Consider the following 17092-nt stretch of genomic DNA (forward strand, 5'->3'; position numbering starts at 1 on the left):
GGGGTCACTGCCGGATCGCCCAGCCCCGCTCCCGCAGCGCGGCCGCGAGGACGGGTGCGGCCTTGGGCTCGACCATGAGCTGGATGAGGCCGGCCTGCTGTCCGGTGGCGTGCTCGATGCGGACGTCCTCGATGTTGACCCCGGCGCGCTCGGCGTCGGCGAAGATACGGGCGAGCTGGCCCGGCTGGTCGTCGATGAGCACGGCGACGGTGTCGTAGACGCGCGGGGCGGAGCCGTGCTTGCCGGGGACGCGGACCTGGCCGGCGTTGCCGCGGCGCAGCACGTCCTCGATGCCTGTGACGCCCTCGCGGCGCTTGTGCTCGTCGGAGGACTCCAGCGCGCGCAGGGCGCGGACGGTCTCCTCGAGGTCGGCGGCGACGTCGGTGAGCAGGTCGGCGACGGGTCCGGGGTTGGCGGAGAGGATGTCGATCCACATCCGCGGGTCGGAGGCGGCGATCCTGGTCACGTCACGGATGCCCTGCCCGCACAGCCGGACGGCGGCCTCGTCGGCGTTCTCCAGGCGGGCGGCGACCATGCTGGACACCAGGTGCGGCATGTGGGAGACGAGGGCCACGGCACGGTCGTGGGCGTCGGCGTCCATGACGACCGGCACGGCACGGCAGTGCGACACCAGTTCCAGGGCGAGGTTGAGGACCTCGGTGTCGGTGTCGCGGGTGGGGGTGAGCACCCAGGGGCGGCCCTCGAAGAGGTCGCCGGTGGCGGCCAGCGGGCCGGACTTCTCCCGCCCGGACATGGGATGGGTGCCGATGTAGTGGGTGAGGTCGAGTCCGCGCGCCTGGAGTTCGCGGCGGGGGCCGCCCTTGACGCTGGCGACGTCGATGTAGCCGCGGGCGACGCCGCGCCGCATGGCGTCGGCGAGCACGTCGGCGACGTGCGCGGGCGGGGCGGCGACGACGGCGAGGTCCACGGGCCCGTCGGGCGCCTCGTCGGTGCCGGCGCCGAGGGCGGCGGCGGTGCGGGCCTGCTCGGGGTCGTGGTCGGCGAGGTGGACGGCGACGCCACGCCGGTTCAGGGCGATGGCGGCGGACGTGCCGATCAGTCCGGTGCCGATGACGAGGGCGGTTCTCACTGGGCGATGTCCTTGCGGAGGGCGGCCGCGGCGCCGAGGTAGACGTGGTTGATGTCGGCGCGGGGCCGGTCGGACTCGATGTGGGCGAGGAGGCGGACGACGCGGGGCATGGCGCCCTCGACGTCGAGTTCCTGCGCGCAGATGAGGGGCACGTCGGCGATGCCCAGCTTGCGGGCGGCGGCGGCAGGGAAGTCGCAGTGCAGGTCGGGTGTGGCGGTGAACCAGATGCTGATCAGGTCGTCGGTGTGCAGTCCGTTGCGTTCCAGCACCGCGGTGAGCAGGGCTCCCACCTGCTCCTCCATGTGTCCGGCCTCGTCCCGCTCCAACTGGACGGCCCCCCGGACCGCGCGTACCGCCACGACGATGCTCCTCGCTCACGTGTGTAAAGGCTGTTCGGTCGTCCAGCGTAGTCAGCCGCGGGCCGGGCCGGTGCGGGACGCCCGCCCGCTGAGACGACCGGTATGCGCCCAGGGTGACGTTTCGCCGGTATTGCTTCCTCTGTTCCGTTATCGGTGTCAGGATGCGGCGACGGCGATCCAGGGAGTGACGAGATGACCACACGGGCGACGCGGCGCACCGTCCTGCTCGCATCGGGAGCGGCGGCGCTGACCGCGGGCTGCGGTTCGGAGGACGGCGGGACCGGCACGCCCTCGGACACCGCGGAAGGGGCGGGGTCGCCCGGGCAGGAGCTGCTGCCGGTCGCGGACGTGCCGGTGGGCGGGGGCAGGATCCTCGGGGCGGAGGAGATCGTGGTCACCCAGCCCGAGGAGGGCGAGTTCAGGGCGTTCTCGGCGATCTGCACACACCAGAGGTGCCTGGTCTCCGAGGTCGCGGACGGCACGATCAACTGTCCCTGCCACGGCAGCCGCTTCCGCATCGCCGACGGCTCGGTGGAGCGGGGTCCGGCGACCCGGCCGCTGCCCGAGGAGCGGATCACGGTGGACGGAAATACGGTTCGCCGGGCGTGATCCGCCGCGTACGCTCCCCGGCATGCGCCCCGAGAGCCTGGTGACGGACCACACGATCTACGCCTGTGTCATGGGCTCGCGCGCCTTCGGTCTGGCCACGGAGGACAGCGACACCGACCGCCGGGGCGTGTTCCTGGCTCCCACTCCCCTGTTCTGGCGCTTCGACAAGCCTCCCACGCACGTGGAGGGTCCGGCGGAGGAGCAGTTCAGCTGGGAGCTGGAGCGCTTCTGCGAGCTGGCGCTGCGCGGCAATCCGAACATCCTGGAGTGCCTGCACTCCCCGCTGGTCGAGTACGCCGACGCCACCGGCCGCGAGCTGCTGGCGCTGCGCGGCGCGTTCCTCTCCCGCAAGGTCCACGAGACGTTCGTCAGGTACGCCCACGGGCAGCGCGGGAAGCTGGACGCCGACGTCCGCAACCACGGGGCTCCGCGCTGGAAGCACGCGATGCATCTGCTCCGCCTTCTGATGACCGCCCGCGACCTGCTGCGCACGGGCGTCCTGACGGTCGACGTGGGCGACCGCCGGGAGGAGCTGCTGGAGGTGAAGCGCGGCGAGGTGCCGTGGCCCGAGCTGGAGACCCGCATGAACCGCCTGACGCGGGAGGCCGAGGAGGCGGCGGCGCACAGCCCGCTCCCGGAGGAGCCGGACCGCCGGCGGGTGGAGGACTTCCTCGTCCGCACCCGCCGCGCCTCAGCCCTCCAGGCGTACCCGCACGAGCAGGTCGTGCAGGGCGTCGTGCCCGCTCGGCGCTCCCGGGAGAGCTGACGCGGCCTGCGCGCCGTCCAGCACCCCGTGCAGCCGCTCCACGTCGGCCCGCACGCGGTCCCGGTCGACGCCGGCGCCCCCGTGCTCCCGCTCCGCCTTGGCGGCGATCAGCTCCGCGAGGTAGGCGGGCGCCTCGGTCACCTCCCCGGTGAGGGTGGGCAGGTGCGCCTGCACCTCACCGGCCCGCATGAGGTGGATGCCGGTGAGCAGCACGCGGAAGGTGTAGAGCAGCGGTTTCAGCTCGCCGTTCCTCTCGAACAGCCGCCACTGGGTGCCCGCGAAGCCCCGGTAGTGGTGGGCGTGGTGGCTGGTGAGCACCCCGGGCGCGAGCGCGGTCAGCTCCCGGTGCGTCTCGGTGGTGTGCACGACCAGCGGGGACAGCAGCTGCTCGAGGACGTAGCCGTTGCGGCGCAGCATCAGGCGGACGAACTTGCGCAGGTCGTGGGTGACGAGGTCCATCTCGACGCCGTCGCGGTCCCACATCCGGGACCGGGTCTCCTCCGGTTCCCGCAGTCCCACCAGGGCGGCGGCCGGGAGGAGGTGGGCGCCGCGCAGGTCCACGTCGGAGTCGCGGGAGGGGAAGCCGTAGAGGTGCGCGCCGGAGACCGTGGCGAACAGCACCGGATCGGGCTGCTGCTCGATCACCGGGCGCAGGTCGAGGCCGAGGGCGGCGGTCACCGGCCGACGTCCCAGAGCGTGCCGAGGGCGAGCAGTTCGTCGCGGTACTCGATGCGGTCGGCCCAGTCGGCGGGCCAGGCGTCCGCGCCCAGGTGGGCGCCCGCGAAGGCCCCCGCGAGGCAGGCGATGGAGTCGGAGTCGCCGGAGGTGCAGGCGGCACGGCGCAGGGCCGTCACGGGCTCGTCGACGAAGAGGAGGAAGCAGAGCAGGCCGGTCGCCAGGGCCTCCTCGGCGATCCAGCCCTCGCCGGTGGCCAGGCACGGGTCGGTCTCCGGCGAGACGGTCCGTACGGCGTCCTGGAGACGACCGAGGATCTCCAGGCACTCGTCCCAGCCGCGCGCGATGAAGTGTTCCGGGGACGGGTCCTGGGCGCGGGTCCACAGGTCGCCGAGCCAGAACTCGTGGTAACGGTCGCGGTTGTCGTAGGCGTAGGAGCGCAGCAGGCCGATCAGGCCGGTCGGTTCGGCGCCCTCGGCGAGCAGCCGTACGGCGTGCGCGGTGAGGTCGGAGGCGGCCAGCGCGGTGGGGTGTCCGTGGGTGAGGGCGGACTGCAACTGGGCGGCGCCGGCGCGCTGTTCGTCGGTGAGGCCGGGAGCCAGGCCGAGGGGGGCGACGCGCATGTTGGCCCCGCAGCCCTTGGAGTGGATCTGGCTGGCGTCCTGCCAGGGGCGTTCGTGGCGGGACAGCAGGTGGCAGGCGCGCAGGCAGGTGTTGCCGGGGGCGCGGTTGTTCTCCGGGGAGCGCCACCATTCCACGAACTCCTCGCGCACCGGCCGCTCCAGGCGCTTCGGGCCGAGCGTCCCGCGGTCCATGGCGGTGCGCAGGCCGCGCCCGAGGGCCAGGGTCATCTGTGTGTCGTCGGTGACGACGGCCGGCTTCGGCAGCTCCAGGGAACGCCAGTCGCCGTAGGCGGCGAGGATCGAGGGGACGTCCTTGAACTCGGTGGGGAAGCCCAGCGCGTCCCCGAGGGCGAGTCCGGTGAGCGCTCCGGTCGCGGCGCGCTTGGTGACGGCGGGCGTGGTCATGCGGGACGTCCTTCCGGGGTGGGCCGGAGCAGCGGCGGGTGGAGGGCGGCGGCGGTGCCCGCGCGGTACAGCGCGGCGGGCTTGCCCCGGCCGCCGGTGAGGCGCGCGGCGCCGGGGACGGCTTCGACGAAGCCGGGGGTGGCGAGGACCTTGCGGCGGAAGTTGGGGCGGTCCAGGGCCGTGCCCCAGACGGTCTCGTAGACCTGCTGGAGCTCACCGAGGGTGAACTCCGGCGGGCAGAAGGCGGTGGCGAGCCCGGTGTACTCGAGCTTGGCGCCGATCCGGTCCCGCGCGTCGGCGAGGATCCGGTCGTGGTCGAAGGCGAGGTCCCGTGCCGCCTCGTACGGGGTCCAGCGGGCCTGGGCCGCGTCGCCGCCGCCGTGCGCCTCGGGGGCGTCGGGCAGCAGCGCGGCGAAGGCGACGGACACCACGCGCATGCGGGGGTCCCGGTCGGGCTCGCTGTAGGTGCGCAGCTGCTCCAGGTGCGGGCCGGTGACGTCGGTCAGGCCGGTCTCCTCGCCCAGTTCGCGCCGGGCGGCGCGCTCCGCGGACTCGTCGGGCCGCAGGAAGCCCCCGGGCAGCGCCCAGCGGCCGGCGTACGGCTCCTGGCCCCGTTCGACGAGCAGGACGTGCAGCGCGGCCTCGCGGATCGTGAACACGGCGAGGTCGACGGTCACGGCGAAGGGCTCGAAGGCGTGCTTGTCGTAGCCGTCCATGACGACCCCCACCCCCTTTAATAGTCGGTGTGACTATTAAAGGGGGTGGGGTGCGGAAGCACAAGCCTCTTGAGGACCGGCCTCTTGAAGACCGACCTACAGGTCGACCTCCTTCATCAGCATGCCGACCTCGGTGTTCGACAGCCGCCGCAGCCAGCCCGACTTCTGGTCACCCAGGGTGATCGGGCCGAAGGCCGTGCGCACCAGCTTGTCGACCGGGAAGCCGGCCTCCGCGAGCATGCGGCGCACGATGTGCTTGCGGCCCTCGTGCAGGGTCACCTCGACGAGGTAGTTCTTGCCGGTCTGCTCCACCACCCGGAAGTGGTCGGCGCGGGCGTACCCGTCCTCGAGCTGGATGCCGTCCTTGAGCCGCTTGCCCAGGTCGCGCGGGATGGGCCCGACGATGTGCGCGAGGTAGGTCTTCTTCACCCCGTACTTGGGGTGGGTCAGCCGGTGCGCCAGCTCGCCGTGGTTGGTGAGCAGGATGACGCCCTCGGTCTCGGTGTCGAGCCGGCCGACGTGGAAGAGCCGGGTCTCGCGGTTGGTGACGTAGTCACCGAGGCACTGACGCCCCTCCGGGTCCTCCATGGTGGAGACGACACCGGCGGGCTTGTTCAGCGAGAAGAACTGGTACGACTGCGTCGCCACGGTCAGGCCGTCGACCTTGACCTCGTCCTTCTCCGGGTCGACCCGCTTGCCCTGCTCCAGCACGATCTCGCCGTTGACCTCGACCCGCGCCTGCTCGATCAGCTCCTCGCAGGCCCGCCGGGAGCCGTAGCCAGCCCGCGCGAGCACCTTCTGCAGCCGCTCGCCCTCCTGCTCGGCGCCCGGGAAGGTCTTGGGCAGCTTGACGTCCTTCCTGCCCGCGTACCGCTCCCGATTGCGCTCCTCGGCCCGCGCCTCGTACTCGCGGGACGTCGACGGGACCGAGCGGCCCCGCTGCAGGGGCTTCTTCGGCCCGCCCTTGGCGCCGCCGCGCGCCCCGGGCCCACGGCCCGACTTGGGTCCCTCCTGGGAGGCGCCGGGGCCCACGTCGTAGCGCCGCTCCTCCGGGCGCGGCTTCTTCGGACGGCCGCCCTGCCGGTCGTCACGGTTGTTGCCGGCGCCGCGGTGATCACCGCGGCCACCGCCGCTCCCGCCGCGGCCGCCGCTGTTGCCACCACGGCTCCCGCCGTTGTTTCCGCTGCTGTTCCTGCCGCTGCTGCTTCGCATCAAAATTCCGTCTTGTCGTCTGCGTCCTCGGAATCCGGGGCGTCCGGATCGAACGACGGGACCCCTTCCAGTGTCTCGGCCTCGATCGCCTCCGCCTCCGGGAGGAAGGGCGCGAGCTCCGGGAGCTCGTCCAGACCGCGCAGGCCCATCCGCTCCAGGAAGTAGTTCGTCGTCGTGTACAGGATCGCACCTGTTTCGGGTTCCGTGCCCGCCTCCTCGATCAGACCCCGCTGCAGGAGGGTGCGCATCACGCCGTCGCAGTTGACCCCGCGCACCGCGGAGACCCTGCTGCGGCTGACCGGCTGCCGGTAGGCGACGACCGCGAGGGTCTCCAGCGCGGCCTGGGTCAGGCGGGCCTGCTGGCCGTCCAGGACGAAGCCCTCGACGGCCGCGGCGTACTCGGGACGGGTGTAGAACCGCCAGCCGCCGGCGACCCGGCGCAGCTCGAAGCCGCGGCCCTGGACGGTGTACTCGTCGGCCAGCTCCCGCAGGGCGTCGGCGACCTGCCGCTTCGGCCGCTCCAGTATCTTCGCCAGGTGCTCCTCGGTCGCGGGCTCGTCCACGACCATCAGCACGGCCTCCAGGGCCGGCTTCAGGTCGAGCTCCGCGACCCCGCCGGCCCCGTCCGGGCCCCCGCTCGTGTCCTCGCTCACGGTGTCCTCTCCTCCTGGGGCTGCTCGGGCGGCCGGTCGAACTCGTCGGTGACGGCCGCCGCCACGTCCTCGTCGCCCCCCGTCCAGCGCACGGTCAGCTCGCCCAGCGCGCTCTCCTGGTCGAGGGCGACGGCCTTCTCCCGGTACAGCTCCAGCAGGGCGAGGAAGCGGGCCACGACGGTCAGGGTGTCGTCGGTGTCCTCGACCAGCGCCCGGAAGCTCGCCTCGCCCAGCTCCTTGAGCCGCGCGACGACGATCCCGGCCTGCTCCTGCACGCTGACCAGCGGCGCGTGGATGTGGTCCACGTACACCTGCGGCTTGGGCCTGGGCTGCATCGCCTTGACCGCCAGCTTGGCGAACCCCTCGGGCCCGATGCTGATGACCACGTCCGGCAGCAGTTCGGCGTGGTGCGGCTCCAGCCCGACGGTACGGGGGAACCGGTGCGCCTCGTCGTCCAGCCTGCGGCTGAAGATGTCGGCGATCTGCTTGTACGCGCGGTACTGCAGCAGCCGCGCGAACAGCAGGTCGCGGGCCTCCAGCAGGGCGAGGTCGGCCTCGTCCTCCACCTCGGCGGCGGGCAGCAGCCGGGCCGCCTTGAGGTCGAGCAGGGTGGCGGCGACCACGAGGAACTCGGTCGTCTCGTCCAGATCCCAGTCGGGCCCCAGCGCCCGGATGTACGCCATGAACTCGTCGGTCACCTTGGACAGGGCGACCTCGGTGACGTCCAGCTTGTGCTTGGCGATCAGCTGCAGGAGCAGATCGAAGGGCCCCTCGAAGTTGGCCAGCCGAACGGTGAACCGCCCGTCGTCGGGGTCACCCTCGGGGGCGGACGGCCCGTCCCGGGAGCCGCCGGTCCTCGGCTCACCGGCACCGCCGGACGCACGCGCCGACGCCTGCACGACGCCGTCGGGCGCCTCCGGCGGCCCGCCGGCCTCCGTCGCACCGGCCGCCCGCCGCTCGGCGGCACGGACGCCGTCCCCGCCGACCGGCTCGGGCGGCGCGACCGCCGACCGCGCGGTGGCCGCCGGATCCGACAGCGGCAGCGGGCGGGGGCGTGCGGGCGCGCCTGGACGTGAGGCCGGTTCAGCCGGCAGCCCGGCGCCCTGGAGCGCCTCCCGCACGTCCGCGGAAGCGCCGTGCGGGCCGGCATCAGCGGGTCGCCGTTCCGCGCCCTCGCCGACAGGCGCACGCGCAGTGCCGACGCCCTCGGGACTCCCGGCCTCGGTGCCGGACACCCGCCGTGCATCAGCAGGCGCACCGGACGGAACCGCCGGCGCCGCGGCCACACCTTCGGTGCGTTCATCCGCTCCGCTCGGCACGTCCCGCACCGCGGAAGGCGATTCCGCGGCCCCAGGCCGGTGCGACACGCCCTCGACGGCAGGCACACCGCCCGAAACCGCGAGCGACGCATCAGAAGGCACAGCCCCGCCAGCAGACTCAGGCACGCCCTCGGGGCGCTCAGCCGCCTCGCCAGGGGCCCGCCGCTCGTCGGTCGACGCAGCGGACGGAACCGTCGGTGAGGCGTCCGCAGGTTCGGCCCGCTCGGGGTGCGCCCTCGTCCCCTCGGGAGAGAGGGGCGCCGCGTCCGCAGAGGTGGCCGGGCCGCGGCCCAGGGGGCGGCGGCGAGGCGCGGGGGCGGCTGGGTCGTTCGAGGTCATGGCCCCCGCAGGCTACCGCTACCGTCCCCGCAGGCGTCGTACGAGGATGCTGGCGTCCCCCCGGCTCTCCAGGTCCGCGAGGACGACGGCGACCGCCTCGCGGACGATGCGCCCGCGGTCGACGGCGAGGCCGTGTTCACCGCGCAGGACCAGACGCGCGTGCTCGAGGTCCATCAGCTCCTCGGCGGAGACGTACACGGTGATCTTCTCGTCGTGCCGCTCGCGGCCGCTGGGCCGCCGTGCCGCAGGCCGTCCCCGCTTGCGCGGGGTCGCGGCGGCCGCACCGTCGCCGGCCGCCGCCGCGCGCCGTCCGGCGCCCGCGGCGCCCCGGCTGCGGGACTCGCCGGCCTCGGCGGGCTCCACGTCCGCCGCGACGTGCTCCGCGCCCTCGCCGTCGCCGCCCTGCACGGGCACCGACTGCGGAGCGTCCTCGTGGGCGGCCCCGGCCGCGTCGCCCTCCCCCGCGGGAGCGGGGACCCGGGCGTCGCCGCCACGCCTGGGAGTGGACGCCTGGAGCGCCATCCCCCCTGTCGTACGGAAGAGTTCGTCGGCCCCCGGCAGACTCACTCGGCGTGACACCGGGCGAGCACCTCCCTGGCGAGCTGGCGGTAGGCGGCGGCACCGACGGAGTTGGACGCGTACGTGGTGATCGGCTCACCGGCGACCGTGGTCTCCGGGAAGCGGACCGTGCGTCCGATGACCGTGTGGTAGACGTGGTCGTCGAACGCCTCGACCACCCGCGCGAGCACCTCACGGCTGTGCACCGTGCGCGAGTCGTACATGGTGGCGAGGATCCCGTCGAGCTCCAGCTCCGGATTGAGCCGCTCCTGGACCTTCTCGATGGTCTCGGTGAGCAGGGCGACGCCGCGCAGCGCGAAGAACTCGCACTCCAGCGGCACGATCACCTTGTGCGCCGCGGTGAGCGCGTTGACCGTGAGCAGGCCGAGCGAGGGCTGACAGTCGATCACGATGTAGTCGTAGTCGTCCATCAGCGGCTTCAGCGCCCGCTGCAGCGTCGACTCGCGCGCGACCTCGCTCACCAGCTGGACCTCGGCCGCCGACAGGTCGATGTTGCTGGGCAGCAGGTCCATGTTGGGGACGGCGGTCTTCAGGAGGACCTCGTCGGCCGCCATGCCCCGCTCCATGAGCAGGTTGTAGACGGTGAGGTCGAGCTCCATCGGGTTGACGCCGAGTCCGACCGACAGCGCGCCCTGCGGGTCGAAGTCGACGAGCAGCACCCGGCGTCCGTACTCCGCGAGCGCGGCGCCCAGGTTGATGGTCGACGTGGTCTTGCCGACGCCGCCCTTCTGGTTGCACATCGCGATGATCTTCGCGGGCCCGTGGTCGGTCAGCGGACCCGGGATCGGGAAGTACGGCAGCGGGCGACCGGTCGGGCCGATGCGCTCACGGCGCTGGCGTGCCGCGTCGGGCGCGAGCGTGGCCGCGTACTCCGGATCGGGCTCGTACTCGGCGTCGGGGTCGTAGAAGTGCCCCTCGGGCAGTTCGTCGTAGTCGGCGAAATGGTTGTGGGGCGCGCCACTTCCGTCGCCGGCCATGGCGTTCACGTGATGGCCATCCATGCTCTGGTGTGCTGGGTGAGTCACTCCTGGAGTTGCGTGACTCTGGTGGGCTGCGAAGGTGCGCACAGCGACGGAGCCGACAGCAGCGAATCCCGCGGACCCCTGGTCCGGCGCAGGCATTCCTGGTTGACCACCCCCGGGAGTAAATGTCGACTCATTCACAAGTCGTCTTACCTCCTTGGTGACCAGGAAACTTCTAGACAGGTCAGCGTGGCACCATGCCGACGATTGGCGACTCTATGGCGTGTCAGCCGTCCGCAGCAACACAATCCGCCGGACCCGGCACGATGTGTCGGTAATGAAACACCCCTCTGTCAAGGGCGTACAGCCGTCGCACGGCAGGATTCACGGGTGTACGAATCGGTAGAACGGTTACGTTCGAGGCGAGTTGTCCTCGAACCAGGACGTGACCATACACACATCCGGCCGGACCTTGGCACGCAAGGTCCGGCCTGGTGCGAGGTGTTGACGTCCCGTGTTGACGTATCGCCTTCGCGACTCCGTGACTTGGTCGACTTGACGCCGCGCTCGGGTCAGCCGAGCAGCGAGGCGAGCTCCATGTGCTCGAGACCGTGCGCCTCGGCGACCTCGCGGTAAACAACCTTGCCGTCATGGGTGTTGAGACCCTTGGCGAGCGCCGGGTCGCGGCGCAGCGCCTCCACCCAGCCGCGGTTGGCGAGTTCGACGATGTACGGCAGCGTCGCGTTGGTGAGCGCGTAGGTCGAGGTGTTGGGCACCGCGCCGGGCATGTTGGCGACGCAGTAGAACACCGACTCGTGGACCTTGAAGGTCGGCTCGGCGTGCGTGGTCGGACGGGAGTCCTCGAAGCAGCCGCCCTGGTCGATCGCGATGTCGACAAGGACACTTCCGGCCTTCATCCGGGAGACCAGCTCGTTGGTGACCAGCTTCGGCGCCTTGGCGCCCGGCACCAGCACGGCGCCGATCACGAGGTCGGCCTCCAGGCAGGCCTTCTCCAGCTCGAAGGCGTTGGAGACGACGGTCTGGATGCGCGTGCCGAAGACCTTGTCGGCCTCCTTGAGCTTGTTGATGTCCTTGTCGAGCAGGGTCACGTGGAAGCCCATGCCGATGGCGATCTGCGCGGCGTTCCAGCCGGAGACGCCGGCGCCGATGACGACCGCGCGGCCGGCCAGCACGCCGGGGACGCCGCCGGGCAGCACACCGCGGCCGCCGTGGGCGCGCATCAGGTGGTAGGCGCCGACCTGGGTGGAGAGCCGGCCCGCGACCTCGGACATCGGGGCGAGCAGCGGCAGCGCGCGGCTGGGCAGCTCGACGGTCTCGTAGGCGATGGCGGTGGTGCCGGACTCCAGCAGCGCGTCCGTGCACTCCTTGGACGCGGCCAGGTGCAGGTAGGTGAAGAGCGTCTGGTCCTTGCGGAGGCGGTGGTACTCCTCCGCGACCGGCTCCTTGACCTTGAGCAGCAGGTCGGCGGCGGCCCAGACCTCGTCGGCGGTGTCCAGGATCTGACCGCCCGCGGCGATGTACTCGCCGTCCGGGATCGAGGAGCCGACACCGGCGCCGCGCTCGATGACGACCTGGTGGCCGTGGCGCACCAGCTCGTGCACGCCGGCGGGGGTGATGGCCACCCGGAACTCGTTGTTCTTGACCTCGCGGGGGATGCCGACCTTCACGTCGATCACGGTCCTTGGCTCAGACGGTACGGGGATATCACTACACATACCCGGGCACGCACGGGCACACCGGGAGAGACCGCAGGAGATGGTGCGGCAGAGCCAGTCTAATGAAGGCGTTCCCGCTGTCTAGCCTTCCATTGCATCAATCTTCAGCGGAAGCGGTACGGATTTCGCAGGCGTTAGCTCCATGTTCCGGCTCGGAGTCGCCCTCAGTGGCCTCCTCGGCCAGCATGCGCCCGGCCGTACTCCGGTGCAGCGCGGCCGACGCGGGGTCGCCCAGACGCTCGTACGAGTCGGCCAGCCGCAGGTGCAGCGCGGCCTGCAGCCGGGTGTCCTCGGCCCGCCGCGCCCACTCCACGGCCTCCCGGCAGGTGCGCAGCGACTCCTCCAGCCGCCCCGCGTACTCCTGCACCCGGCCCAGTTCGCTCAGCGCCCGCGCCTGCGCGGCCACGTCCCCGTCCCTGCGGTGGCCGGCGACGGCCGCGCGCCAGTTGCGCATCGCCTCGCCGTAGCGGCCCGCGTAGGTGTGGGCCGCGCCGATGCGGCCGTAGAGCCGGGCGGCCTCGGGGCGCTCGTCGCGGGCGAGGCGCTCGGCGAGGGCGCGGCCGAACCAGTCCGCCGCCCGGTCGTAGTCCCCCAGCTCCAGGTGCGCGCCGCCTACGGATTCCATCGCGCGCCCGGTGGCGTAGGGGTCGTTCGCCTCGCGTCCGGCGTCCAGCGCGGCACGGTAGCGCGCCAGCGCCTCCGTGGTCCGGCCGGTGCGGGCGTCGAGGTCGCCGAGGTTGAGCAGGGCGGCGGCCCGCTCGCGGGGCAGCTCGCGGCGCTCGGCGACGTCGAGGACGAGGTTGTGGATGTCGTAGAGGTCGCCGGCGGCGCCGCGGGTGCCGAAGTGGGCGACCATGGCCCGCACCAACTGGGACATCAGCCGCCGGGCCAGGGTGTCCAGCTCCCCGTCGGCGACCGCGAGCCGGGCGGCGGCCAGCAGGGCGGGTCGGCGCAGGCGCAGCCAGTCGGCGGCGGCGCGGGGTGTGGGGAAACGCAGGGGGCGCGGCAGGGCGAGGACCTTCTGGCGGGCCTCGGGGCTGTCGGTCTCGGTGACGGCCCGGCAGGACTGGAGCAGCCGTACGGTGCGCTCCAGCATGCGGGCGCGGGCGAGCTGGAGCTCGGCGGGCCGCTCGTGGTCCTCGGCGAGCCGGAGCAGCTCGCGGTGCAGGCAGCCGGGCACCCGGTACTGCGGCAGGGAGGAGCCGACCGAGTGGAGCAGGCCGTGGGCGGCGAAGTCGTCGAGCGTGGTGTGCGCGGCCTCCACCGAGCAGCCGGTGAGCGCGGCGGCGGTGTGCGGGTCGACGAGTCCGGCCGGCGCGAGGGCGAGCAGGCGCAGGGTGCGGGCGGCGGTCTGCGGCAGCGCGTCGTGCACCAGCCGCAGCAGCCGGGCGGTCATGGGTTCGGCGCCGGGGTCCGTGTGGAGCTGTTTGGCCAGGTCGGCGACGGCGGCCTTGGGGCGTGCGGCGAGCCAGCCGCCGGCCAGCACCAGCGCGGCGGGCTGGCCCTGGCACTGCTCGGCGAGGCGTTCGGCGGCCCGGGGGTCGACGGTGATGCGCACCGAGCCGGTGAACCGGGACAGCAGTTCCACCCCGGACTTGGTGTCCAGGCCGCCGAGGGTGCAGGGGCGGACGTCGGCGATGCCGGTGAGCGGGCCGGAGGAGACGGCGACGGCCAGGCAGCCGGGGTTGTCCGGGAGCAGGGCGTCGACCTGCTCGGCGTCGGCGGCGTCGTCGAGCAGGAGCACCGCGCGGCGCTCGGCGAGGGCGGTGCGCAGCGCCTCGCCGAGCTGGTCCTCGGGGGCGCCGGCGGGGGCGGGCTCGCCGAGCGCGTCGAGCAGGTCCCGGGCGGCGCGGCCGACGGGCACGGGGGTGCCGTCGGGGTCGCTCAGCCGGGTGCGCAGGACGCCGTCCGGGTAGTCGGCGGCGACCTGACGGACGAGTTCCCCGGCGAGCGCCGACCGACCGGATCCGGGCCGTCCCGCGATGAGCAGGACGCGGGCGCGGGGGGCCTTGCGGCCGGAGAGGGTGTCGAGCCCGGCGCGCTCGATGTCGGCGCGCAGTTCCTTCAACTCCCTGGTACGGCCCAGGAATCGACCTTCCGGGTGAGCCCCTTGAGGGAGCCGCACACCGTTCGGGTCCACCGCCTGATCCGTCACGGGCCACACTCCCGTCCACCGCACGCGCAAGCCCGCCGGGTCTCCGTACGGGCGTTTTCCAGAGCCTAGTTCACGCTCTGCGACGTTCCGTGAGGAGCGCGGTGTGGTGGGCGAGACTCCCTCGATCGGATCAACAGATCGTAGGATTCACGCCCCGGGTCGGGGCGTCAGAGGCCGTACGGCCTCACGCCTCGAACGGGCGGGCCGGCCACGGCGCCTCCGCCGGGCGCAGCGCGTCCAGGCCGTCGCCCGAGCGGGCGGCGACCAGCGACAGCACGCCCACCACCAGGCAGTTGTTGTGCAGGTCACCGGCGAGCACGCCGCGCACCAGCTCGTCGACGGGGACCCGGGCCAGCTCCATGTCGGCCTCCTCGTCCTCCACGGCGAACCGGTCGCCCTCGGCCTCGGACAGGCCCCGGGCCAGGAAGATCCGCACGGCCTCGTCGCAGCCGCCGGGCGTGGTGTAGACGTCGGCCAGCACCCGCCAGTCCTCCGCCTTGACGTGTGCCTCCTCGTACAGCTCGCGCCGGGCGGCGTGCAGCGGGTTCTCGCCGGGCACGTCGAGCAGGCCGGCCGGGATCTCCCACAGCTTCTGGCGCACCGGGTGCCGGTACTGGCGCAGCACCACGACCCGGTCCGCGTCGTCGAGGGCGAGGACGGCCACGGACCCCGGGTGGACCTGGTAGTCGCGGTGGACCACGGCGCCCCCGGGCATGACGACCTCGTCCGTGCGCATGGAGGTCTTCTTGCCGACGAAGGGGGTCTGCGTCCCGCGGATCTCCCACTCCTCAGGGGTGTCCTTGATCGTCATGCCTGTCCTTCCGAACCGAAGCGGTGGTACCCGGCCTGCCTGCGAAAAGGCGGCCGGGGCGCGAACCGTTGAAGGTTCGCACCCCGGCAACCGTACAACTGGGCGTGCTACTGCGAGATCTTCCGCTCGACCGCGGCCTTCACCAGCCCGGCGAAGAGCGGGTGCGGGCGGGTCGGACGCGACCGCAGCTCCGGGTGCGCCTGGGTGGCGACCAGGTAGGGGTGCACGTCACGCGGGTATTCCACGTACTCGACGAGCTTGCCGTCGGGCGAGGTGCCGGAGAACACCAGGCCGGCCTTCTTCTCCAGCTCCGCGCGGTAGGCGTTGTTCACCTCGTAGCGGTGCCGGTGGCGCTCCTCGACGTACTCCTTGCCGTCGTGGACCTCGCGGACGATGGAGCCCTCGGCCAGCTTGGCCGGGTACATGCCGAGCCGCATGGTGCCGCCCATGTCGCCCTCGCCGGCGACGATGTCGAGCTGCTCCGCCATGGTGGAGATCACCGGGTGGGCGGTGGCCGGGTCGAACTCGGTGGAGTTGGCGTCGGAGACGTCCGCCAGGTTCCGCGCCGCCTCGATCACGATGCACTGAAGGCCCAGGCAGAGGCCCAGCAGCGGGATCTTGTTCTCGCGGGCGTACTTGATCGCGCCGACCTTGCCCAGCACGCCGCGGTCGCCGAAGCCGCCGGGGATGCAGATGCCGTCGACGTCGCCGAGCTGGGCCTGGGCGCCCGCCGGGGTCTTGCAGTCGTCGGAGGTGACCCACTTGATCTTGACGCGGGCCTTGTTGGCGAAGCCGCCGGCCCGCAGCGCCTCGGTCACCGACAGGTAGGCGTCCGGCAGGTCGATGTACTTGCCGACCAGGGCCAGGGTGATCTCGTGGTCGGGGTTGTGCACCCGGTCCAGCAGGTCGTCCCAGGTGGTCCAGTCGACGTCGCGGAACGGCAGGTCCAGCTTGCGGACCACGTAGGCGTCCAGGCCCTCGCCGTGCACGGTCTTCGGGATGTCGTAGATCGAGCGGGCGTCGGGGCAGGCGACGACGGCGGCCTCGTCCACGTCGCACATCAGCGAGATCTTCCGCTTGATGGCGGTGGGGACCTCGCGGTCGCAGCGCAGCACGATCGCGTCGGGCTGGATGCCGATGTTGCGCAGCGCCGCCACCGAGTGCTGGGTCGGCTTGGTCTTCAGCTCACCGGAGGGGCCGATGTAGGGAAGAAGGGAGATGTGGACCACGAACACGTTGTCGCGGCCGACCTCGTGCCGCACCTGGCGGACCGTCTCCAGGAACGGCAGCGACTCGATGTCGCCGACCGTGCCGCCGACCTCCGTGATCACCACGTCGACCTCGTCGGTCGCCATGCGCCGGATGCGGTGCTTGATCTCGTTGGTGATGTGCGGGATGACCTGGACGGTGTCGCCCAGGTACTCGCCCCGCCGCTCCTTGGCGATCACCGTGGAGTAGACCTGGCCGGTGGTGACGTTCGCGGAGCCGTCGAGGTCGCGGTCGAGGAAGCGCTCGTAGTGACCGATGTCCAGGTCGGTCTCGGCGCCGTCGTTGGTGACGAACACCTCACCGTGCTGGAAGGGGTTCATCGTGCCCGGGTCGACGTTGAGGTACGGGTCGAGCTTCTGCATGACCACGCGCAGACCGCGGGCCTTGAGCAGCATGCCGAGGCTGGAGGCGGTCAGGCCCTTGCCGAGAGAGGAGGCGACACCCCCGGTGACGAAGATGTGCTTGGTCGTCGTTGATTTGGGCGGCATGGCCAAAGGGGGGCTCCCGTGGTCGCGGTCTGTGGGTGCGGTTCCGGGGTTTCTCGCCCACCGGTCCACGGGCTACCAGCGTATCAGCGCCGCGGGGGAACGGCTCACGGCCACGCTCCGCGCACACGGGACCACGGAGCATGTAGCGCACACGGGTCCCTCACCCGGGGCTCACTCGTTCGGCGTAGCCGCGTTGCCGCGAGCGGCACACAGATCATCTACGTGCGTCGTATCCTGCTCGGACACTCGCTGCCGAGCCCGGCCGGCCGAACGGCACCACCCCCGCCCGTAAGTTCCGGAACAACGTGAGCTCGTCAGTTCGTTGA

Annotated in this window: 16 protein-coding genes; 2 read left to right on the forward strand and 14 right to left on the reverse strand. The window is 72.4% G+C overall.

What is annotated here, in order from left to right:
- Positions 1-4: 4 nt before the first annotated feature.
- Positions 5-1090, reverse strand: a complete 1086-nt coding sequence (locus tag MTR79_RS23710; protein ID WP_086702742.1) for a prephenate dehydrogenase — start codon at positions 1088-1090, stop codon at positions 5-7.
- Positions 1087-1449 (reverse strand): chorismate mutase, encoded by a 363-nt coding sequence (gene aroH / locus MTR79_RS23715; protein WP_048459150.1) that lies wholly within the window; start codon positions 1447-1449, stop codon positions 1087-1089. The genes MTR79_RS23710 and aroH overlap by 4 nt, the downstream gene beginning before the upstream one ends.
- Positions 1450-1641: 192 nt before the next feature.
- Between aroH and MTR79_RS23720 the strand changes: the two genes are divergently transcribed.
- Positions 1642-2058, forward strand: a complete 417-nt coding sequence (locus MTR79_RS23720; protein ID WP_189366008.1) for a Rieske (2Fe-2S) protein — start codon at positions 1642-1644, stop codon at positions 2056-2058.
- A 22-nt stretch (positions 2059-2080) separates the two neighbouring features.
- Positions 2081-2824: a nucleotidyltransferase domain-containing protein gene (locus MTR79_RS23725; RefSeq protein ID WP_086702747.1), complete on the forward strand. Its 744-nt coding sequence runs from the start codon at positions 2081-2083 to the stop codon at positions 2822-2824.
- Here MTR79_RS23725 and MTR79_RS23730 read toward each other — a convergent pair.
- From MTR79_RS23730 to MTR79_RS23785, 12 genes are all read right to left on the reverse strand, one after another.
- Entirely contained in the window at positions 2750-3502 is a 753-nt protein-coding gene (locus MTR79_RS23730; RefSeq protein WP_048459153.1) for a nucleotidyltransferase domain-containing protein, read from the reverse strand. The genes MTR79_RS23725 and MTR79_RS23730 overlap by 75 nt on opposite strands.
- Entirely contained in the window at positions 3499-4527 is a 1029-nt protein-coding gene (locus tag MTR79_RS23735; RefSeq protein ID WP_244791927.1) for an ADP-ribosylglycohydrolase family protein, read from the reverse strand. The genes MTR79_RS23730 and MTR79_RS23735 overlap by 4 nt, the downstream gene beginning before the upstream one ends.
- Positions 4524-5243, reverse strand: coding sequence for an NUDIX domain-containing protein (locus MTR79_RS23740; protein ID WP_086702751.1), 720 nt, complete (start codon positions 5241-5243; stop codon positions 4524-4526). Before MTR79_RS23740 ends, MTR79_RS23735 begins: the two co-directional genes overlap by 4 nt.
- Before the next feature lie 96 nt (positions 5244-5339).
- A complete protein-coding gene (locus MTR79_RS23745) occupies positions 5340-6455 on the reverse strand; it encodes a pseudouridine synthase (protein ID WP_048459156.1) in 1116 nt (371 codons plus the stop codon).
- Complete coding sequence (gene scpB, locus MTR79_RS23750) at positions 6455-7108, reverse strand: SMC-Scp complex subunit ScpB (protein WP_189366011.1); 654 nt, start codon at positions 7106-7108, stop codon at positions 6455-6457. Before scpB ends, MTR79_RS23745 begins: the two co-directional genes overlap by 1 nt.
- Positions 7105-8229 (reverse strand): segregation/condensation protein A, encoded by a 1125-nt coding sequence (locus MTR79_RS23755; RefSeq protein ID WP_244793288.1) that lies wholly within the window; start codon positions 8227-8229, stop codon positions 7105-7107. Before MTR79_RS23755 ends, scpB begins: the two co-directional genes overlap by 4 nt.
- Positions 8230-8784: 555 nt before the next feature.
- A complete protein-coding gene (locus MTR79_RS23760; protein WP_175449813.1) occupies positions 8785-9345 on the reverse strand; it encodes a hypothetical protein in 561 nt (186 codons plus the stop codon).
- Positions 9330-10466 (reverse strand): ParA family protein, encoded by a 1137-nt coding sequence (locus tag MTR79_RS23765; RefSeq protein WP_244791928.1) that lies wholly within the window; start codon positions 10464-10466, stop codon positions 9330-9332. The genes MTR79_RS23760 and MTR79_RS23765 overlap by 16 nt, the downstream gene beginning before the upstream one ends.
- Before the next feature lie 413 nt (positions 10467-10879).
- Positions 10880-12004, reverse strand: a complete 1125-nt coding sequence (ald, locus tag MTR79_RS23770) for an alanine dehydrogenase (protein ID WP_086702757.1) — start codon at positions 12002-12004, stop codon at positions 10880-10882.
- A gap of 136 nt (positions 12005-12140) precedes the next feature.
- Entirely contained in the window at positions 12141-14198 is a 2058-nt protein-coding gene (locus MTR79_RS23775; protein ID WP_189366013.1) for a tetratricopeptide repeat protein, read from the reverse strand.
- Between the two features lie 184 nt (positions 14199-14382).
- A complete protein-coding gene (locus MTR79_RS23780; RefSeq protein WP_033276798.1) occupies positions 14383-15009 on the reverse strand; it encodes an NUDIX hydrolase in 627 nt (208 codons plus the stop codon).
- A gap of 107 nt (positions 15010-15116) precedes the next feature.
- Positions 15117-16766: a CTP synthase gene (locus tag MTR79_RS23785; protein ID WP_048459161.1), complete on the reverse strand. Its 1650-nt coding sequence runs from the start codon at positions 16764-16766 to the stop codon at positions 15117-15119.
- Positions 16767-17092 lie beyond the last annotated feature (326 nt).

It is taken from the genome of Streptomyces sp. BJ20, assembly GCF_022869105.1.
Taxonomy (GTDB): domain Bacteria; phylum Actinomycetota; class Actinomycetes; order Streptomycetales; family Streptomycetaceae; genus Streptomyces; species Streptomyces griseoincarnatus.